The sequence below is a fragment of the Streptomyces sp. 1331.2 genome, from assembly GCF_900199205.1.
Taxonomy (GTDB): domain Bacteria; phylum Actinomycetota; class Actinomycetes; order Streptomycetales; family Streptomycetaceae; genus Kitasatospora.
In genome coordinates this window covers 1,041,950-1,061,735 of the sequence record NZ_OBMJ01000001.1, presented here as the reverse complement: position 1 = coordinate 1,061,735, position 19,786 = coordinate 1,041,950, and the positions used below count along the sequence as shown (strand labels likewise).

General features: G+C 72.6%; 19 protein-coding genes. 13 read left to right on the top strand and 6 right to left on the bottom strand.

Annotated elements, in window-relative coordinates:
• Nucleotides 1-32: 32 nt before the first annotated feature.
• Nucleotides 33-305 (bottom strand): DUF6343 family protein, encoded by a 273-nt coding sequence (locus CRP52_RS04580; RefSeq protein WP_097235204.1) that lies wholly within the window; start codon nt 303-305, stop codon nt 33-35.
• Between the two features lie 77 nt (nt 306-382).
• On the opposite strand from CRP52_RS04580, the gene CRP52_RS04575 reads away from it, so the two are divergent.
• The gene (locus tag CRP52_RS04575) at nt 383-601 is read left to right on the top strand and encodes an I78 family peptidase inhibitor (RefSeq protein WP_030056530.1); all 219 of its coding nucleotides are present in this window, start codon (nt 383-385) and stop codon (nt 599-601) included.
• A gap of 70 nt (nt 602-671) precedes the next feature.
• On the opposite strand, the gene CRP52_RS04570 is transcribed toward CRP52_RS04575, so the two are convergent.
• On the bottom strand, nt 672-1,532 hold the full coding sequence (locus CRP52_RS04570) for a phosphatase PAP2 family protein (protein ID WP_306458836.1): 861 nt from the start codon (nt 1,530-1,532) through the stop codon (nt 672-674).
• Between the two features lie 231 nt (nt 1,533-1,763).
• Nucleotides 1,764-2,531: a 3-oxoacyl-ACP reductase FabG gene (gene fabG, locus CRP52_RS04565; RefSeq protein ID WP_097235203.1), complete on the bottom strand. Its 768-nt coding sequence runs from the start codon at nt 2,529-2,531 to the stop codon at nt 1,764-1,766.
• A gap of 374 nt (nt 2,532-2,905) precedes the next feature.
• Between fabG and CRP52_RS39180 the strand changes: the two genes are divergently transcribed.
• Entirely contained in the window at nt 2,906-3,802 is an 897-nt protein-coding gene (locus CRP52_RS39180; RefSeq protein ID WP_257032281.1) for a MarR family winged helix-turn-helix transcriptional regulator, read from the top strand.
• A 198-nt stretch (nt 3,803-4,000) separates the two neighbouring features.
• Here the strand turns inward: CRP52_RS39180 and CRP52_RS04555 are convergent, their stop codons facing one another.
• On the bottom strand, nt 4,001-4,864 hold the full coding sequence (locus CRP52_RS04555) for an aldo/keto reductase (protein ID WP_097235202.1): 864 nt from the start codon (nt 4,862-4,864) through the stop codon (nt 4,001-4,003).
• A gap of 553 nt (nt 4,865-5,417) precedes the next feature.
• Between CRP52_RS04555 and CRP52_RS04550 the strand changes: the two genes are divergently transcribed.
• The 11 genes from CRP52_RS04550 to CRP52_RS04500 all read left to right on the top strand — a co-directional run bounded on the left by CRP52_RS04550 (nt 5,418) and on the right by CRP52_RS04500 (nt 16,516).
• Nucleotides 5,418-7,193 carry an ABC transporter transmembrane domain-containing protein gene (locus CRP52_RS04550; protein WP_097235201.1) on the top strand — a complete coding sequence of 592 codons (1,776 nt, stop codon included), beginning with the start codon at nt 5,418-5,420 and terminating at the stop codon, nt 7,191-7,193.
• Between the two features lie 91 nt (nt 7,194-7,284).
• Entirely contained in the window at nt 7,285-9,057 is a 1,773-nt protein-coding gene (locus CRP52_RS04545) for an ABC transporter ATP-binding protein (protein ID WP_097235200.1), read from the top strand.
• A 176-nt stretch (nt 9,058-9,233) separates the two neighbouring features.
• Nucleotides 9,234-9,479: a LapA family protein gene (locus tag CRP52_RS04540; RefSeq protein WP_097235199.1), complete on the top strand. Its 246-nt coding sequence runs from the start codon at nt 9,234-9,236 to the stop codon at nt 9,477-9,479.
• Between the two features lie 56 nt (nt 9,480-9,535).
• Nucleotides 9,536-10,255, top strand: coding sequence for an amino acid ABC transporter ATP-binding protein (locus CRP52_RS04535; protein WP_097239829.1), 720 nt, complete (start codon nt 9,536-9,538; stop codon nt 10,253-10,255).
• Nucleotides 10,256-10,315: 60 nt separating this feature from the next.
• Complete coding sequence (locus tag CRP52_RS04530) at nt 10,316-11,197, top strand: glutamate ABC transporter substrate-binding protein (protein WP_097239828.1); 882 nt, start codon at nt 10,316-10,318, stop codon at nt 11,195-11,197.
• 12 nt (nt 11,198-11,209) lie between these two features.
• A complete protein-coding gene (locus CRP52_RS04525) occupies nt 11,210-11,854 on the top strand; it encodes an amino acid ABC transporter permease (RefSeq protein ID WP_097235198.1) in 645 nt (214 codons plus the stop codon).
• Nucleotides 11,851-12,720: an amino acid ABC transporter permease gene (locus CRP52_RS04520; protein ID WP_097235197.1), complete on the top strand. Its 870-nt coding sequence runs from the start codon at nt 11,851-11,853 to the stop codon at nt 12,718-12,720. The genes CRP52_RS04525 and CRP52_RS04520 overlap by 4 nt, the downstream gene beginning before the upstream one ends.
• A 115-nt stretch (nt 12,721-12,835) precedes the next feature.
• Nucleotides 12,836-13,741 carry a LysR family transcriptional regulator gene (locus CRP52_RS04515; RefSeq protein ID WP_097239827.1) on the top strand — a complete coding sequence of 302 codons (906 nt, stop codon included), beginning with the start codon at nt 12,836-12,838 and terminating at the stop codon, nt 13,739-13,741.
• Nucleotides 13,742-13,817: 76 nt separating this feature from the next.
• A complete protein-coding gene (locus tag CRP52_RS04510) occupies nt 13,818-14,411 on the top strand; it encodes a cysteine dioxygenase family protein (protein ID WP_097235196.1) in 594 nt (197 codons plus the stop codon).
• Nucleotides 14,412-14,485: 74 nt separating this feature from the next.
• Nucleotides 14,486-15,553, top strand: coding sequence for a YeiH family protein (locus CRP52_RS04505; RefSeq protein WP_097239826.1), 1,068 nt, complete (start codon nt 14,486-14,488; stop codon nt 15,551-15,553).
• Nucleotides 15,554-15,805: 252 nt separating this feature from the next.
• Nucleotides 15,806-16,516, top strand: coding sequence for a spermidine synthase (locus CRP52_RS04500; protein WP_097235195.1), 711 nt, complete (start codon nt 15,806-15,808; stop codon nt 16,514-16,516).
• A gap of 357 nt (nt 16,517-16,873) precedes the next feature.
• Here CRP52_RS04500 and CRP52_RS38035 read toward each other — a convergent pair whose 3' ends face one another.
• Together CRP52_RS38035 and CRP52_RS04485 are read right to left on the bottom strand one after the other, a co-directional pair.
• Nucleotides 16,874-18,721 carry a hypothetical protein gene (locus CRP52_RS38035; protein WP_097235194.1) on the bottom strand — a complete coding sequence of 616 codons (1,848 nt, stop codon included), beginning with the start codon at nt 18,719-18,721 and terminating at the stop codon, nt 16,874-16,876.
• A gap of 217 nt (nt 18,722-18,938) precedes the next feature.
• Complete coding sequence (locus CRP52_RS04485; protein WP_097235193.1) at nt 18,939-19,760, bottom strand: TetR/AcrR family transcriptional regulator; 822 nt, start codon at nt 19,758-19,760, stop codon at nt 18,939-18,941.
• Between the last annotated feature and the right edge of the window lie 26 nt (nt 19,761-19,786).

The following is a 19,786-nucleotide window of genomic DNA, read 5'->3' as shown; positions in this document are numbered from 1 at the left end:
GGCCGACTTCCCACTCCATGGGAGACACCGCGTCAGAGCTCGGTCCGGCGGCGCCGGATGACCACCACGAGATCGACGACGGCGACCAGCGAGAGCAGGCCGCAGGCGACGGCGAAGCCGGTGAGGGTGCCCCGGCCGGGTGCACCGTCGACCGGGGAGACGGCCGCCCAGACCGCGAAGCCCACCGTCGCCAGCACGAACAGCGGCGTGAAGATGAGCGAGAGCAGGTAGCGGAGCTTGAGGTCGCTGCGGGCGGTGGCCGGCTCGGTGCCGCTGCGCCACCGTCGCGGGGTGGTGGTGCGCATCGCGGTTCACCTCCGGACCACGCGGGTCGGGCTACGATTCCAGCGTACGTCCGAGGGGGCTAGCCGGGGGAGGCGCGATGTCGGGGTCGGACGCGGTGGGGTCGGGTGCGGCGGGGCCGGACGCCGAGGGGTACGCGGGGCTGCGGATCGAACGGGCCAGGGAGTTGGCCCGGCGGCACGGCTGGGCCTCGGTCCGGGTGCTGGAGCCGGGGGCGATGATGACCATGGAGTACCGGCAGGGGCGGCTCAACCTCGCGGTGCGGGACGGTGTGGTCGAGCGCAGCTGGGAGGGGTGAGGCGGCGCGCTGCCCGGGCCGGCGGGTTTCCGGTACGGCCGTCGGCAGGCCTTCCCGGTGCGAACGGCTCTCAGCACGGCAGGGGCGGGCGGCCGAAGCGGCGGTGGAGCCGCTGCTCGGCGGCGGCGACCAGGGGTTCCAGCAGCGGCAGCGAGAGCAGGACGAGCAGCCCGGCGGCCCAGCCGGCCAGCACGTCGGTGACCCAGTGGGTGCCCAGGTACACCGTGGTGAGGCCGATCGAGCAGGCCGTCGCGGCGGCGATCACGGCGCCGGTGCGCCGCCAGCGGACGGCGAGGTAGGCGAGCACGCCCCAGGTGACCACGGCGTTGGCGGTGTGGCCGGAGGGGAAGATGGTGCCGCCGGAGAACAGCTCGGGCGAGCCGACGTACTGGGCGTAGTGCGGGCCGAGCCGACCGGTGACGATCTTCACCGCGCCGACCGTGACGTTGAGCAGGAGCAGCGCGATGCCCATGACCAGCAGCGGGCGCAGTCGGCCGAGGCGGCGGGCGCGCCAGGCGAGCCAGGCGAAGGCGGCGATCGCCGAGGGGCCGCGCTGCCCGGCGACCACCCAGGTGTCGAGCAGGGGCTCCAGCCGGGGCCACCGCTCGTACGGGCGCAGCAGGCGGACCGACCAGTCGAGGTCGACCAGGGCGGTGTTGAGCAGGACGCCGGCCAGCACCAGCAGGTAGACGGCGAGGGTGGCGGCGAGCAGGGCGGCCCGCCGTCGGCTCATCGGCGGCCAGCCGGGCTCGCGGTGGTCGTGGGCGTCGCCGCGGCCGCGGTGGTCGCGGTGGTCGCGGGCGTTGCCGGGGCCGCGGGGGTCGGGCCGGGCCGGGCCGCGCGTGCCGCGGGGGAGGTCCAGGCCGGTGGTGGCCGTGCGGTGGTCCGACCCCTGTCGCGGAATGGGAGCGCGGGTACTTCTGGATTGCACGGGGTGACCTTACCCATCCGGACAAGGCTATTCCGGGGGTAATTGTCATTTTCCCGGGAAATCGACAATTGGGTCGTCCCGGGGTGACTCGGGGGGTGATTTCCACTATTCTCGGATCGAATATCAGTGTGGTCTTCGAATGATTCTGCAAAAGCGCCGGTAAAGGAAACGGAGCGGGGAGCCGGTCCGCCCGGCCTCCCGCCCCGTGGTCACCCTGTGTAGGTTCCGTGCTCAGTCGAGGGGGCCGCCCGCGACGTAGATCACCTGGCCGGAGACGAAGCCGGCTCCCTCGCTGGCCAGGAAGGAGATGGTGTGGGCGACGTCCTCAGGCAGACCGACCCGCTGGACCGGGATCTGAGAGGCCGCGGCCCGCTTGAAGTCTTCGAAGTCCATGCCGACCCGGCTGGCGGTGGCTGCTGTCATGTCCGTGGCAATGAAGCCGGGTGCGACGGCGTTGGCGGTGATGCCGAACTTGCCCAGCTCGATGGCCAAAGTCTTGGTGAAGCCCTGCAGGCCCGCCTTCGCGGCCGAGTAGTTGGCCTGGCCGCGGTTGCCCTGGGCGGAGGAGGAGGACAGGTTGACGATGCGGCCGAAACCGGCGTCGACCATGTGCTTCTGCACCGCGCGGGTCATCAGGAAGGCGCCGCGGAGGTGAACGTTCATGACCGTGTCCCAGTCGGACTCGGACATCTTGAAGAGCAGGTTGTCGCGGAGCACGCCCGCGTTGTTGACCAGGACCACGGGGGTGCCGAGCTCGGCGACCACGCGGTCGACGGCGGTCTGGACCTGCTCGGCGTCCGAGACGTCGGCGCCGACGGCCAGGGCGTTTCCGCCCGCGGCGGTGATCCGGTCGACGGTGTCCTTGCCGGCCGCCTCGTCCAGGTCCAGGACGGCGACCGCGTAGCCGTCGGCGGCCAGCCTGACGGCGGTGGCGGCGCCCAGACCGCGGGCGGCACCGGTGACGACGGCGACCCGGGGGGTGCTGCTCTGCTCGCTCATGCGCGCTCTCGTCTCTCTCGGGGGTTGCCTCCGGGGGAGAGCCCCCGGAGAGGGTGGCCACACCCTACCGGCGAGTAGGGAGCGCGGCCAGGGTGGAGAGGCGCAGGTGACGGTCGGTAAGGACCGACCGGTCGGCTTTCTGCTGAGAACGGGTTACTGCAAGTGGTTCGCGGCGAGTAAATATGCCAATGTTGCCGAACCTGCGTCTACTATCCGCCCCTGCCTGCCAGCAAGGGCCCGCCGTTTGTATAGTGTCCGCCAGCAGCCACCGGCTGCACGGCTGGAGCGCCCTCCCTCATAGCTGGACGCCCACTCGCCGTTACTGCCCCACCCGGGTGTCCCACACACACCGGGTGTGACATCGGGACGGATACATGGTGCTGGGGGAGATCCCGACAACCCGCGTGTCCGCGCGACTTCAGCAGTCGCCCGGTCACCTGATTCGCGTTGCACAGCAGGTTCACACCCGGCTGTGGTCCGAGCACGTCGGAGCCGATCTCACGGCTCCGCAGTTCGCCGTGCTGCTGGTCCTGGCCCTGGAACCGGGTGCGGACCAGCGCACGGTCGGCGAGAGAGCCTCGCTGGACAAGGCCACGATGGCGGAGATGGTCGCGCGGCTGGTCCGCCGCGGCCTGGTGCTGCGCAGGCGTGACCCGGCCGACGGCCGGCGCAAGCTGCTCGCCCTGTCGCAGAGCGGCGCCCAGGCGGTGCGCGAGGCCACCGGTGGTGTGGTCCGCGTCCAGCGCGTCCTGTTCGAGCCGCTCACCGCGGACGAGCAGGTCGAGGTCGTCCGGGTGATGGCCAAGATAGCCAGGCTGGAGCCCGCAGCGGTCGCCGTCTTCACGGACGCGCGGCCGATACTGGACGCCCAGCGGGCGATCGGCTACCTGATCAGGGTAAGCCAGCAGGTGCACACCAAGCTCTGGTCGGAGCACGTCGGCTCCGAGCTGACGGCCCCGCAGTACGCGGTGCTGGACGCGCTGGAGCTGGAGCCGGGCGCCGACCAGCGCACGGTCGGCGAGCTGGCCTCGCTGGACAAGGCCACGATGGCCGAGATGGTGAGCCGACTGGTGCGCCGCGGTCTGGTGCAGCGTCGGCGCGACCCCTCGGACGGGCGGCGCAACCTGCTCTCGCTCTCACCGGCGGGACAGGACCTGCTGCACCGCTCGGCCGCCGGGGTGGCCGAGGTCCAGCGGCTGCTGCTGGCTCCGCTGGAGATCGGCGAGCACGAGGCTGCGCTCGCGCTCATCGCCAAGGCGGCAAGGCTTTAGATCAAGCCTTGGTAACAACAGCCAAAACGATTCGCCAACTGATCGAGAGCCTGACGCTGTCGGCGTCGGTGAATCACGGCATGCCGAAGACCGCCCACTCCTGAACGGTGTGGGCGGTCTTCGGCATGAGGCCGGTCTTCGGCTTGACCGGGTTTCAGGGCCCGGCGGGCCGTGGGACGGGCCGGGCCGTGGGTCGGGTCAGTTCCAGTCGAAGCCCTGCGGGTCCGGCCCGATGCGCTTGCCGGTGGCGACGGCGGCGATCGCGGTGAGGTCCTCGGCGTCCAGCTCGAAGCCGGCGACGTCCAGGTTCTCCCGGATCCGGGACGGGGTGACCGACTTCGGGATGGCGATCACACCGCTCTGCAGGTGCCAGCGGAGCACGACCTGGGCGACCGTGCGGCCGTGCTTCTCGGCGATCTTCACCAGGGCCGGCTCGGCGAGCAGCTCGCCGCCCTGGCCCAGCGGGCTCCACGCCTCGGTGGCGATGCCGTGCCGGGCGTGGAAGGCGCGCAGCTCCTCCTGCGGGAAGTACGGGTGCAGCTCGACCTGGTTCAGCACCGGGACGACCGAGGCCTCGTCGAGCAGGCGGGTCAGCTGCTCGGTGCCGAAGTTGGAGACGCCGATCGACTTGACCCGGCCGTCCGCCTTCAGCTGCTCGAAGGCCTTCCAGACGTTCAGGTAGCTGCCGTGCATCGGGCGCGGCCAGTGGATCAGGTACAGGTCGATGTAGGCGAGGCCGAGCTTGGTCAGCGAGGCGTCGAACTCGCGCAGCACCGCGTCGCGGCCCTGCTCGCCGGACCAGTCGCGGGTGCCGGAGTTCCACAGCTTGGTGGTGATGTAGAGGTCCTCGCGGGCGACGCCGCCCTTCAGCGCCTCGGCGATCGCCGCGCCGGTGCCGGCCTCGTTCTCGTAGATGGCCGCGGTGTCGATGGAGCGGTAGCCCGCGTCGATCGCGGAGCGGACGGCGGCGGTGGCCTCGCCGTCCGGGACCTGCCACACGCCGAAGCCGAGCTGCGGGATCTGTGCGCCGTCGTTGAGGGTGACGCTCGGGATGTTGCTCACGGGACGGGATGCCCTCCTGGTCGTTGGTGCTTCCAGTGGGGGGCAACTGGCTGCGGAACGGGATTGTTCCCGCCGAATGGGCGAATTTTGGGCCAAGGTTTGCGAAGCGTCGCGGGGGTTCGGGCAGGGCTCGGGAGGCGGCCGGGAGGAGGTCGGGAACGGTTCCGGGCGGGGTGTTCGGGGGTCGGTGGCCCGTCGTGCGGGGCCCGAGGGGCCTGGTGGGGCTGCGTGGGCGGGTGTTGGTGGGTCAGGGCGGGCGGAGTGGTCGGGCGGTCGGACGGCGGGGCGGGCGAGGCGACGGAAAACCTGTTGCGCGGGTCACATCGGGTTGGCAGGCTCGCGGACATGACCTCCTGACATCAGGGCGCTTCGTGTCCTTCCCATGTCCGTCCGGCACTCCGTCCGGACCTGTCGAGGCGCCGCGTCGTCGCGCCGCGCCTCCGTCGCCCGTCGGCTCGTGCCGTCCGCGTGAGCCGCGCCGCCGTGTCGTGCGGCACGTGCCCGCTCGCACTCGTGTTCCCCCGTACCTCCGCACCGTTCGTATCGGAGTGTCATGCCGCTCTCCTCCCTGCCGTTGGCCGATCCCGGCAGTCCCGACCTCTCCTCACCCCTGGCGTTCCTGCGCTGGCTGCAGCGCAGTCAGCGGCGCGGGCAATGGCTCGCCACCTGGTGGACACTGCTCGAAATGGGGTGTCAGGCCGCCCTGCCGATACCGCTCGGGCTGGGCGTGCAGGCCGCCGTCGACGGTGACGCCGGCGGGCTCTGGCGGGCCGGCGGGCTCGCGCTGCTGCTCGCCGCGGGAGCCGCCACGGGCACTGTCCTGTCGCACCGTCAGGCGGTCTGGAACTGGATCCACGCCGCTTGTCAGGTGCGGCAGTTGGTCGCCCGGCAGGCCTCGAACCTGGGGGCCGGGCTGTCCCGTCGGATCGCCACCGGGGAGGTGGTCGCGGTCGGCAGCGGGGACGTCGAGCGGATCGGCTGGTACGTGGAGCTGGTCGCCCGGGTCCGGTCCGCGGTGATCGTCTGGCTTGCCGTCAGCTCGGTGGTCCTGGTGGTCGAGCCGGTGCTGGGCCTCGGCGTGCTGCTCGGCGTCCCGGTGCTGGCGGCCTCGGTCTGGCCCTTGATCGGGCCGTTCGAGCGGCGCTACGAGCAGCAGCGGGCGCTGGGCGGGAAGGCCACCGAGCTGGCCGCCGACACGGTGGCCGGGCTGCGGGTGCTGCGCGGCATCGGTGGCGAGGAGCTGTTCCTGGAACGGTACCGGGCCGCCTCCCAGAAGGTCCGGGCGGCGGCCGTCCGCTCGGCCCGGATCTGGTCCCTGATGCAGGCCCAACAGGTGCTGCTGCCGGGCCTGTTCGTGGTCGGTGTCACCTGGTACGGCGCGCGGCTGGCGGCCGACGGCGAGCTCGCCGTCGGCACCCTGATCGCGGTGTACGGCGCGACCGCCTTCCTGGCGGCGCCGCTGCGGATCCTGGGCGAGGCGGCGCACGCCTGGAGCGTCGCGCGGGTCTCGGCCGGGAGGGCCGTCCGGGTGCTGTCGCTCAGCCGGACCGACGGCGCGGCCGAGGCCTCGTTGACCGGTCCGGCCAAGGCCGACCTGTACGACCCGGTGACCGGGCTGACGGCGCGGGCCGGCGAGCTGACCGCGGTGGTCTGCGGGGACCCGGACTTCGCCGGGGCGCTCGCCGAACGGCTCGGTGGGCACGTCCCGTTGGCCGAGGACGAGCAGGAGCAGCCCTCCGTACGGCTCGGCGGTACGGAGCTGGACGCGGTGCCGCTGACCGAGGCAAGGGCGGCGGTGCTGGTCCACGACAAGGAGCCGGTGCTGCTCTCCGGCACGCTGGCCGAACTGTTCGAGGTCCCGCGCTCGGGCCGGGTCTCGGCGCCCGAGGCGCTGGCCGCCGCCCGGTCGGACGACGTGCTGGAGGCGCTGGTGGACGGCTCGCCGGAGTGCGCGGGCGACCCGATGCGCGCCAGGATCACCGAACGCGGGCGCTCGCTGTCCGGTGGGCAGCGTCAGCGGCTCGCGCTGGCCCGGGCACTGCTGGCGGACCCGCCGGTCCTGGTGCTGGACGAACCCACCAGCGCGGTGGACGCCCACACCGAGTCCAGGATCGCCACCGGGCTGCGGGACACCCGGGCGGGCCGCACCACGGTGGTGTTCGCGACCAGCCCGCTGCTGCTCGACCAGGCGGACCGGGTGGTGCTGCTGCGCGACGGCCGGGTGGCCGCGGCGGGGCGGCACCGGGAGCTGATGCGGTCCGAGCCGGCCTACCGAGCCGTGGTCACCCGCGACGAGGAGGCGGCCCAGCCGGTGGGGGAGGCCGTGTGAACAGGTCCGTGGACCAGTTCCAGAGTAGGTCCGTGGGCCGGTTCCCGTGCAGATCCGTCAACTGCCCTGCGACGCAACCGAGGAGTACGTCATGAAGCCCCCCGTCCATGAGGAGCAGGGGCCGACCGCCACCCTGCCGGTCGGCTCGCCGGCTGCCGTGCGCGGATACCTGTTGCTGCTCGCGCGGCGGCACCGGGCCGGGTTCTCCGTGGTGGTGGCGCTGCACTCGCTGTCCACGCTGGCCGGGCTGGTCGGCCCCTGGGTGCTCGGCAGCCTGGTCGAGTCGCTGGCCACCGGCACCGCCGGGGCCACGATCACGGTGGCCGTCGCCTGGTACCTGCTGGCGCTGGTGGCGCAGGCCGCCTTCACCGGCTGGTCGCGGATGCGCGGCGCGGTGCTCGGCGAGCGGGTGCTGGCCGACCTGCGCGAGGACTTCCTGGTCCGCTCGGTCGCGCTGCCGACCGGTGTGCTGGAGCGGGCCGGCACCGGGGACCTCGTCTCCCGGGGCACCACGGACGTCGACCGGCTGGACAAGTCGGTCCGCGAGGCGGTGCCCGAACTCGCCGTCGCCGTGGTCTCGTTGCTGCTGGTGCTCGGCGCGCTGCTGGTCACCTCGCCGCTGCTCGCGCTGACCTCGCTGGTCGGGCTGCCGCTGCTGCTGGCCAGTTCCCGCTGGTACTTCCGGCGCGCGCCGCAGTCCTACCGCAATGAGTCGGCCGGGTACGCCGCGGTGAACACCGTGCTGGCCGAGACGGTGGACGCCGGGCGGACGGTCGAGGCGCTGCGGCTGGGCGACCAGCGGATCCGGCTGACCGACCGCAAGCTGCGCGAGTGGCTGGCCTGGGAGCGCTACACCCTGTGGCTGCGCTCGGTCTGGTTCCCGACCATCGACGCGGTCTACACCGCGGCGGTGCTCGCGACGCTGGTGCTCGGCGGGCTGTTCACCCTCCGGGGTTGGATCACGGTGGGCCAGTTGACCACCGGCGTGCTGTACGCGCAGATGCTGACCGGCCCGGTGGACATGATCCTGCGCTGGTACGACGAGCTGCAGATCGGACAGGCTTCGCTGGCCCGGCTGGTCGGCGTGCGCGAGGTGCCGGAGCACGAGGGGGACGAGTCGGCCCGCCCGGACGGCCGTCGGGTCGAGGCCCGGGACGTCCGGTTCGGCTACCGCGAGGGCGCGGACGTCCTGCACGGGATCAGCCTGGACGTCGCCCCGGGCAGCCGGGTCGCGCTGGTCGGGCCCTCCGGGGCGGGCAAGTCCACCCTCGGACGGCTGCTGGCCGGGATCTACGCCCCCGGCCGCGGCAGTGTGACCCTCGGCGGGGCGGCGCTGTCGCGGATGCCGGCCGAGCGGGTGCGCGCCGAGGTCGCCCTGGTGAACCAGGAGCACCACGTCTTCGTCGGCACCCTGCGGGACAATCTGAGGCTGGCCGCGCCCGAAGCGGACGACACCGAGCTGCGGGCCGCGCTGGACGCGGTGGACGCCGGCGCCTGGGTGGACGCCCTGCCGGAGGGGCTGGACACCGAGGTGGGCTCGGGCGGCGCCTCGCTGACCCCGCCGCAGGCCCAGCAACTGGCGCTGGCCCGGCTGGTGCTGGCCGATCCGCACACCCTGGTGCTGGATGAGGCCACCTCGCTGCTCGACCCGCGCGCCGCCCGGCACCTGGAGCGTTCGCTCTCCCGGGTGCTGGAGGGCCGGACGGTCATCGCCATCGCCCACAGGCTGCACACCGCGCACGACGCGGACGTGATCGCGGTGGTCGAGGGCGGGCGGATCAGCGAGTACGGCAGCCACCCGGAGCTGGTCGCGGCCGGCGGACCGTACGCGGCGCTCTGGCGCTCGTGGCGGGACGAGCGGTAGCGGTAGGGACGCCGGGGACGAGCGAGTAGGGCGCAGCGGAACGAGCGGGTGGGGGTGCGCCGGCTCGCTGCGGAGTTCAAACCCGCACGGGGTCGGATTGCCCCGTGCGGGTTACTCCCTGGCCCGGAAGGGCGCGTATCCGGGCAAAACGGCGGCCCGGCCCGCAGACTGCTCCGGTGACCAAGACTTCGGACGGCTCGTCCCGCACGCCGCGCGGTGAGATCGGCGGGATCCCCACGCGCTACATCGGGATCGGCGTCATCGTGATCCTCGCCGTGTGGTTCCTGTTCGCCAACCTCGACAAGGTGAAGATCCAGTTCTGGGTGTTCACCGTCACCGCCCCGCTCTGGATCGCACTGCTGGCCACGCTCCTCGCGGGTGGTGTGCTGGGCTGGCTGCTGAACGGGCGGCGCAACCGGTGACCGCAGCTCCCGGGCCGCCCCAGGGCGGCCCCTCGGCCTTCACCCCGCTCATCGAGATGCGCGGGGTCAACAAGCACTTCGGGGACCTGCACGTGTTGCAGGACATCGAACTGACCGTGGGCCGCGGCGAGGTCGTCGTGGTCATCGGCCCGTCCGGCTCCGGCAAGTCCACGCTCTGCCGGGCGATCAACCGGCTGGAACCGATCGAGAACGGCACCATCCTGATCGATGGCGAGCCGCTGCCCGAGGAGGGCAAGGGGCTGGCCCGGCTGCGGGCCGAGGTCGGCATGGTGTTCCAGTCCTTCAACCTGTTCGCGCACAAGACCGTGCTGCAGAACGTCTCGCTCGCACAGATCAAGGTCCGCGGCCGGCCCAAGGCGGATGCGGACACCAAGTCCCGCGCGCTGCTGGAACGGGTCGGCCTCGCCTCGCAGGCCGACAAGTACCCGGCCCAGCTCTCCGGAGGCCAGCAGCAGCGGGTCGCGATCGCCCGCGCGCTCGCCATGGACCCCAAGGCGCTGCTGTTCGACGAGCCGACCTCGGCGCTCGACCCCGAGATGATCAACGAGGTGCTGGACGTCATGCGCCAGCTCGCGCACGAGGGCATGACGATGATCGTGGTCACCCACGAGATGGGCTTCGCCCGGGCCTCCGCGAACCGGGTGGTGTTCATGGCGGACGGCCGGATCGTCGAGGACCGCGCCCCGGAGGCCTTCTTCAGCGCCCCCGAGAGCGAGCGCGCCCGGGACTTCCTGTCCAAGATCCTGAAGCACTGAGGCGGCGCCGTGAACCGTGAGACGACGCCCGGCGGCGCCGGCCCCGGGGCGGGCAGGCGCGTGCTCGCCGCCGCCCTGCTGCTCGCCGCGCTGGCGACGGGCTGCGGCAAGCCCGGCACCCCGCCGCCCAAGGGCCCGCAGCCCAGTGCGCTCCCCAGCTACCAGGTGCAGGACGCCTCCTCCATCACGGGCTCGCCGGCCCTGGACGCGGCCCGCGGCCGGGGCCACCTGGTGGTCGGCGCCAAGGAGGACCAGCCGTACCTGGGCCAGAAGAACCCGGCTACCGGCGAGTACTCCGGCTTCGACATCGAGATCGCCAAGATGGTCGGCGCCTCCCTCGGCTTCCCGCCGAGCAGGATCCAGTTCAAGACGATCGCCTCGGCCAACCGCGAGACCGCGCTGCAGAACGGCCAGGTGGACTACTACGTCGGCACGTACACCATCAACGACAACCGGAAGAAGCTGGTCGGCTTCGCCGGGCCGTACTTCATCGCCGGGCAGTCGCTGCTGGTGCGCAAGAACAACAACAGCATCCATGGCCCGCAGGACCTGGACGGGAAGAAGGTCTGCTCGGCGGCCGGCTCCACGCCGTTCCAGCGCATCCAGTCGAAGTACCCGAAGGCCAAGCTGATCGGCTACGACACCTACTCGGCCTGCGTGGACAACCTGATCACCGAACAGGTCGACGCGGTGACCACGGACAACGCGATCCTGCTCGGCTACGCGGCCAAGGTGCCGGACGAGCTCAAGGTCGTCGGCCCGCTGTTCTCGACCGAGCCGTACGGGATCGGGGTGCCGAAGAACGACACCGCGCTGCGCCTGGCGCTGGACGACGCGCTGCAGCAGCACGAGCAGAACGGCGACTGGAAGAAGGCCTTCGAGGCGACCCTCGGGCTCTCCGGGGAAACCGCGCCGAACCCGCCGCAGATCGACCGGTACTGAGAGGGCCGCGCCGTGAAAACGCTGACCGACAACTGGTCGACCTACTGGGAGGGCTTCCTCGGCACGCTCTCGCTGTTCGCTGTGAGCGCCGTGCTGTCGCTGGTGCTGGGGGTGCTGATCGCGAGCTTCCGGGTCTCGCCGGTCAGACCGCTGCGGGTGTTCGGGACGGCCTGGGTCACGGTGCTGCGCAACACGCCGCTGACCCTGCTGTTCTTCATCGTGGTGCTGGGCCTGCCCCGGTTCGACATCACCCTGCCCTTCTACACCTTCGCGGTGCTCGCGCTGGGCTGCTACACCTCGGCCTTCGTCTGCGAGGCGATGCGCTCGGGCGTCAACACCGTGCCGACCGGGCAGGGCGAGGCGGCCCGCAGCCTCGGCATGAGCTTCGGGCAGACGATGAGCCTGGTGGTGCTGCCGCAGGCGTACCGCTCGGTGGTGGCGCCGATCGGCAGTGTGATGATCGCGCTGGCGAAGAACACGGCGATCGCCGGCTCGTTCAGCGTCACTGAACTGCTGGGCACCTACCGGACCATCAACGAACTGGGCTACAGCATCGTCTGGACCTTCGTCTGGATCGCCGTCGGCTACCTGATCATCACCCTGGCCATCAGCGCCGTCTTCAACCTGCTGGAACGACGAGTGGCGGTGTCCCGATGACCGTTGAATCCTCGGCGCTGTACGACATCCCCGGCCCGAAGGCGCTCGCCCGCCACCGGCTGTACGGCGGGATCGCGCTGCTGGTGATCGCGGGCGTGGTCGCCTGGGTCGTCTACATGCTGTTCCACACCCACCAGTTCACGTACGCCAAGTGGCAGCCCTTCGCGTACCGGGGCGTCCAGGACCTGCTGCTGCGCGGGCTCGGCAACACCCTGCGGGCCTTCGGCTGGACGGTGCTGTTCGCGCTGCCCTTCGGCGCGCTGTTCGCGGCCGGGCGGCTGTCCGACCACCGGGTGGTGCGCTGGTTCTCCACGCTGGTGGTCGAGTTCTTCCGGGCCATGCCGCTGCTGGTGATGATCTTCTTCGTGTTCGTCGCCCTCAAGGTGCAGCCGCTCTGGGCGCTGGTGGCCGGACTGGTGCTCTACAACGGTTCGGTGCTGGCCGAGGTGTTCCGGGCCGGCGTGCTCGCGGTGCCCGCGGGGCAGCGGGAGGCGGCGTACGCGCTGGGCATGCGCAAGACCCAGGTGATGGCGAACGTGCTGGTGCCGCAGGCCAACCGGGCGATGCTGCCGGCCATCATCAGTCAGCTGGTGGTCGCCCTGAAGGACACCTCGCTGGGCTTCCTGATCACCTACGAGGAGTTCCTGCACGCGGGCAAGCTGATCGCCACCAACCTGGACTACGACCTGCCGTTCATCCCGGTGGTGATCGTGATCGCGCCGATCTACATCGGCATGTGTCTGCTGCTCTCCTGGCTCGCCCGCTTCGTCGAGAAGCGCAGCCGGCGCAGCCCGAGCATGCGGGGCGGGGCGCCGGTGGTCAAGGCCGGGGTGGCGATGGGGCTGCCGCCGTCGGCGCAGCAGTGAGAAGGATGGTTCGGTTCTTAACCATAGGTGTGGATGGGGTTAGGTCCGCAGGCTCCAAATTCCTCTTATGATTGCGAGGCTGCAGCGGACGAGGGGCGGAGGGGCCATGGAGCCGGTGTTCGACTCGCGACACATCAGGACCTTCCACGAGGTCGTACGGGCCGGTTCGTACTCGGCCGCCGCCCGGGAACTCGGCTACACCCAGCCCGCCATCACCCAGCAGATGAAGGCCCTCGAACGCACCGTCGGCGTCCCGCTGTTCACCCGTGCCGGGCGCGGGCTGCGGCTCACCGAGGCGGGCGAGGCGCTCTCCCGGCACGCCGAGGTCATCCTCGGCAGCATGTCCGCCGCCCAGCAGCAGCTCGCCGCGCTCGCCCGGCTGCGCGCCGGGCGGGTCCGGGTCTGCGCCTTCCCCAGCGCCAATGCGACCCTGATACCCGAGGCGATGGCCCGGCTGCTGGCCGAGCACCCCGGCGTGCGGGTCGAACTGCTGGAGGCCGAGCCGCCGGACTCCGTCCAGCGGCTGCTGCGCGGGGAGTGCGACATCGCGCTGGCCTTCCGCTACCCGGGCGTGGCCACCGAGGTGCCGGACGGACTGGACGAGATCCCGCTGATGGAGGACCTGCTCACGGTGCTGCTGCCGGTCGGGCACCCGCTCGGCCGCCGGCACGCCGTGCGGCTCGCCGACCTCGACGGCGAGCGCTGGATCGCCGGCTGCCCGCGATGCCGGGCCAACCTGCTGCACGTGTGCGCGGAGGAGGGCTTCGCACCGGACATCGTCTTCTCCACCGACGACAACCTCGCGGTGCAGTCCCTCGTCGCCGCCGGGGTCGGGATCGCCCTGATGCCCGCACTGGTGCTCTCCTTCATGTGCCACCGCAAGGTCACCGGCCGGGCCGTCGAGCCGCACCTGCGGCGGCAGGTGAGTGCGTACGTGCTGCGCGAACACCGCCGCATCCCGGCCACCGGACTGGTGCTGGACCACCTGCGGCAGGCGGCAGCGAGCAGGGTGGGGTGCTGATCCATAAGGCGAGGTAGGGGTAACGCTTACGAACCCTCCTTGGACGTGATAGGTCGGTAGATCCGAACCTGCTGACATGACACCCCCAGCCACGGTCGCCCACGACCGGCTCACCGACCGGCTCACCGAGCGGATGACGGCGCTGATCAGTGAGATCCGCGCCGTCGTGGACCGAGGACTGCCCCCGGAGCTCACCGCCTACCTGGTCGGCGAGCGCCTCGCCCCCCACCTGCTCGCCGACCAGGACGGACCCGACGCGCTGCTCACCCCCGCCCAGTGCGAGGGCGACCCGCAGCGCTACCGCCAGCACGTCCTGCACGCCGAGGAGGACGGCAGCTTCTCCGTCGTCGCCCTGGTCTGGCTGCCCGGACAGCAGACCCCGATCCACGACCACGTGTCCTGGTGCGTGGCCGGCGTCCACCGGGGCCAGGAGAGCGAGACCCGCTACCGGCTGGTCTCCGACGGCCGCACCGCCCGGCTGGTCGAGACCGAGCACGTGGCCGGCCCGGCCGGCACCGTCGCCGCCTTCGCCCCGCCCGGCGACATCCACCTGGTGCGCAACGCCTGCAGCAGCACGGCCATCTCCATCCACGTGTACGGCGCGGACGTCTCGCGGCTCGGCACCAGCATCCGGCGGGTCTACCGACTCCCCGCCGACCAGGAGCAGTGAGCGGCGGCGTGGCAGTCACCCTCAAGCAGCGCACCGCCCGCACCCGCTCGCTGCGCACCAGCTCGCTGCCCCCGATGCGCGGGGACGCGCCCGGGCTGCTGCTCGCGGCCCTCGGGGTGGCGGCCGCCGTCGGCGTCCACGCGGTGGTGCCGGCGGTGCCCAAGCTCACCGCCGCCGTGGTGCTCGGCATGGCGGCGGCCCACCTGCCGGGACTGCAGCCGGTGGTCCGCGGGGTCGCCCGGCCGGGGCTCTCCATGGCCGGGAAACGGCTGATGCGGCTCGGGATCGTCCTGCTCGGGCTCAAGCTCAGCCTGGACGACGTGCTCGGCCTCGGCTGGGCCACCGTCGCCATGGTGCTCGCGGTGGTCGCCGCCACCTTCGCGGGGACGCTCTGGCTGGGCCGGAAGCTCGGCCTGCCCGGGGACCAGCCGCTGCTGGTCGCCACCGGGTACTCGATCTGCGGCGCCTCGGCAATCGGCGCGGTCAGCCAGGCGGCGGGCAGCGAGGAGGAGGACGTCGCGGCCTCGGTGGCGCTGGTCACCCTGTGCGGGACGCTGGCGATCGCCGTCCTGCCGCTGCTCCAGCAGCCGCTCGGGCTCGGCGAGGTGGAGTTCGGGCGCTGGGTCGGCGCGAGCGTGCACGACGTCGGGCAGGTGGTCGCCACCGCGCAGACCGGCGGGGCGGGGGCGCTGCGGGAGGCGGTGCTGGTCAAGCTGATGCGGGTGGTGTTGCTGGCGCCGCTGGTCGCGGGGGTGGCCGTGGCGGTGCGGCGGAACCTGCGGCGGAGCCGGCAGGGGATGGCGGGGGTCCGGGGCACGGGTGGGGCCGGGAACGCGGCCGGGGGCCCGGGTGGGGCCGAGAACTCGGTGAAGACCGGCAGCCGGCCGCCGATCGTGCCGCTGTTCGTCGCGGGGTTCCTCGCGATGATCGTGCTGCGGACCACCGGTGTGCTGCCCGGGCGGGCGCTCGGCCTGGCCGGGGACGCCCAGGAACTGCTGCTGGCCGCCGCGTTGTTCGGGCTCGGCAGTGCGGTGCACCTGCCGACCATGATCCGGACCGGTGGGCGGATCGCCCTGCTCGGACTCGGCTCCTGGGTGGTCGTCGCGGGCGTCTCCTACGCCGGGGTGCTGATCACGACCTGACGGGAGCGGTCCCGGACTCGGCTATTGTCGGGCGGGTACTCGTCCGCACCAGGACGGTCCGGTGCTCGTACCGGGGCGGTTCGGCAGGCGGGTCCACCCGAGTTCCTTCGAGTTCACGCGAGTTCGTCCGAGCCAGCGCGAGTCGGTTCGGCTTGGTTCGGCTTGGTTCGAGCCGGTTCGAGCGGGTTTCGACCCGGTTTCGAGTCGGTTCGAGCTCCGCGTGGGTTCGCCCGAGTCCGCCGAGGAGGACGGATGACCACCGCACTGCCCGAGCGGGACGGCCCCGAGGCCGTCGTCACGCTCGACCGACGGGAAGGACCCTTCGGAGAGGTGGTGCTGCGACAGCGCGGTCGGCACTTCGAGATCATCGCCAACGGCTGCTTCCTGATGGACACCGCCGACGGACGCTCGGAGCGGCTGCTGATCCAGGCCGCGCTGGACGAGCTGGACCGGACCGGCGGGCGGGTCGACCGGCCGTCGGTGCTGATCGGCGGCCTCGGCGTCGGCTTCTCGCTGGCGTACGCGGTGGCCGAACCGCGCTGGGGACGGATCGCCATCGTCGAGCGGGAGACCGCGATCATCGACTGGCACCGGAACGGCCCGCTCGGCGCCTTCTCGGGCGGCGCGCTCGACGACGAGCGGGTCGCGGTGCTCCACACCGACCTGTTGGAGTACCTCGCGGCGGCGGACGGCGAGCGCTACGACGCACTGTGCCTGGACATCGACAACGGGCCGGACTGGACCGTCACCGAATCCAACAACGGGCTGTACGGCGCGGACGGGCTCGCGGTGCTCTGGCACCGGCTGCGGCCGGGCGGGGTGCTGGCGGTGTGGAGCGCGCAGCCGTCGTCGGCCTTCGAGGAGGCGCTGCGGGCAGCCGGGTTCTCGGACGTGGCGACGCACGAGATCCCGGTGTCGCGCGGGGTGCCGGACGTGGTGCACCTGGCTCGGCGCGCGAGCTGAGGGTGAACTCGGCCGGTGCGCCGGGTGGTTGGCGATGACCGCTCCATCGGGCTTGTCGCCGGGCGAAGTTGGGGGTCGGGCGGAGACGGTGGTGGCCGGTGGCTGAGAGCGGGACTGCCTCGGAGCGGATCGCGGCCGAGCTCCGACGGCGCAGCGCGGCAGGGGAGTTGGCGCCGGGGGCACGGGTGCCGTCCACCCGGCGGATCACCCGGGAGTTCCGGGGTGCGGCGGCGGGTGGCTGACCAGGTAACGGGTAACGGCTGACAGATTTCAGCCGACAGATTTCAGGTAACAGATTTCAGATTTCAGCGAACAAAATCTGAAATCTGAAACCTGTTACCTGTTACCTGCCATCTGTTACCCGAACGGGCGGTGCTCCGGTGCCGGCTCCGCCTCGGCCGCGGCCTGGGGCTCCTCCGCCGGCGTGGACGGGAGGTTCGGCATGGCGAAGGGGTTGAAGTCCGGCGGCGGGATCATCACCGGGGTGCCCTTGCGCGGGGGCGCCTCCTCGTCCGCAGCGGGCGCCGGAGTCGGGGCCGGAACGACCGGCGGGGTCGAGGGCGGCGGAGGAACGGCGGGGCCCTGGGCGAGGGTGGTGCCGAACGGGTCGTTCTTCTGCTCGGCCGAGACGGTGGTGCCGAAGGGGTCGGCGGCCGCGGGCGCCGGGTGCGGCTGCTCGGTCGGCGTGGACGGGAGGTTCGGCATGGCGAAGGGGTTGAAGTCCGGCGGCGGGATCATCACCGGGGTGCCCTTGCGCGGGGCGTCCTGCTCGGTCGCCACGGCCTCGGCGGCGGGCTCGTCGGAGACCGGGGCGAACGGGTTGAAGTCCGCGGGCGGTACCCGTACCGGCGTGCCGCGCAGGTGCACCGGCAGCTCGTCCGGCTCCTCCTCCGTCGCTTCCACCGCCTCCTCCTCCGCAGTCGCCCGCTCGGAGACCGCCTCGACGGGCACGGAGGCGGCAGCGGGAACGGAAGTGAAGCTCGGAGCCGGGGCGGGCTCGCCGTCCCACCCGAACTGGATGCTCTTCAGCAGCTCCGCGAACGCCTCGGTGTACAGCTCCCAGTCCTCCGGCCGTGCCGTGGACAGCTGCGCGCAGAGCACCGTCCCGCCATCCGGCAGCGGGACGAACGCCTGGACTGCCGAGGTGACGACCCAGCGTCGCTGTCCGTCGGCGGCCAGCGGCCCGGGCACCGGGACGGTCCGCCCTTCGACCAGGACGGCGGCCGGGCCCGCCGGCAGCAGGACCGTCCACACCTCGGCGTGCCGTCGGACGGTGGCCAGCTCGGTGGCGAGCGCGGTGATCGGCAGCGGGTGCCGGGCGAGCGAGACGACGAGGGCGGCGTCCGAGGTACGGCCGTCCCGTTCCAGCGCGCAGACGCCCGCGTACACGACGCCCGCGTCGTGGATCAGGTCGGCCAGGGTGGCGGAGATCACCGCGAAGTCGCGGCGCGGTTCGCGGCCGGTGCCGCTGAACAGCTCCTCGGCGACCTCGGCCAGGTGTCCGGTCAGCTCCTCGGCCGCCGCCACCGTGGCGGGGACGGCTCCGTCGGTCCGGGCCTCGTCGGTCCGGGCCGCGTCGGTCCGGGCCGCGCCGGGCTGCTCGGCCTCGGTGCGCAGCGCGGGCACCGTACGGGCGGAGACTCCCGGGGGCCCGCCCGGGGAGGTCAGCGGGTGGAAGCCGGTCGGGACGACCAGTCGGACCTCGGCGCCCGCGCCGGTGGGCAGTTCGACCGGCTGCCGGGTCTGCTGCCCGGCAGCCAGCGCGGCCAGCGCGGGGGCGAACGGCGGGCGCAGCTTGGCGTCGGCGAACTCGCCGGTGACCGGCAGCTGGAACAGTGCGGCCGAGGTGGTGCCCCGGTCGGCGATGGCCCCGCGCACGGCTCCGCCGCCGTAACGGGCCTGCAGGGCGGTGATCACCCGGTCGGCGAGCGGCGCGCCGGTGCCCGGTCGTGCGGTGCCGGCGGTGATCACCGTGCCGAGCCGGTCGAGCGCGGCGTGCACCGGCCCGTTGGGTGCCAGCGGCAGGCCGAACAGCGCCTCGGCGGCGGGGTGGCCGGCCGGGCGCACGGCGCTCAGCGTGGCCGCCGGGTGGCGCGAGGTGTGCTCGTCGAAGAGGGCGTCGGTGAGCGTGCCGAGGGTCGCACAGACCTGCTCGGCTGCCGCGAAGGGGTTGGCCTCCGCACTGAACTGGACGTCCTGGGTCAACTGGTGAGCCCCCCGCTCTGCTCCGTCTGCGATCGGTGGTTCGGTGGTTCGGGTGGGGTCGGGCGCGCCGTGGCGGCGCGCCGTCAGATCCCCGCCCATTCCTATCAGAGGCCACCGTCCTGACCGAACCGAAGGGTCATTCGATGATCACTCGGACGATCGGGCCGCCCCTCGTCGTGACCACCACCGGGAGCGGGAGCGCTGCCGTGCGCACCGCCTACGGCGTCGGTTCGTCCGGGGATCCCGTGCCGAGCGCGGTGACCGCGTCGAGGATCCCCGGGACGGCGAACAGCCCGGCGAGGTCCCGAACCAGGCGACCGGTCGGCCCCTGCGGGTGCTCGTCCGCGAGGAAGGAGGCCAGTTCGACCGCGAGCGCCGGCTCCCGGGCGGCGGTGAGGGTGAGCGCCGCGACGAACTCCTGCACCAGGTGCAGCTGCAGCTCCTCCAGCGGCACCGAGCGCTCGCCCAGCCACTCCAGCGAGGTGATCTCGGCGTTGGCGATCCAGGCCCGGACGGTCAGCCGCAGTCCGGGGCTGGGCGAGGGGACGGTCAGATGGGCCAGGATCTGTTCCTGGGCGGCCCGGCGCACGTCGTCGATCACCGCCGAGGTGTCCGCGCTGGCCGCCACCGAGCCGCCCCGCAGCAGCGCGGCGAAGCCGGGGCCGTGGCTCTGCACGAAGTCCAGGTAGCGGCCCATCACCCGGTACAGCCGCTCCGAGAGCGGCCCCTCCATGGGCTCCTCGAAGCGGGCCGACAGCTCCTGCCCGGCCCGGCGCAGCGACTCCTCGTACAGTGCCTGCTTGCCGGGGAAGTAGTGGTAGACGAGCGGCCGGGAGGCGCCCGCGGCGGCGGCGATGTCGTCGATCGACACCTCCTCCGGCGGGCGCCGGCTGAACAGCTCCAGGGCGACCGCGATCAGCTGCTCCCGGCGTTCGTCCACGCTCAGCCGGCGGCGCGGCCGCTCACCGGCCGCCGCCCGGCCGGGTGCGGAGGTCCGTGCTGCGCGGTCGGCCGTCGGGGACGGCGTGCGGGAGGCCATGCGCGCCACCCTATCCGGCGGTCGTC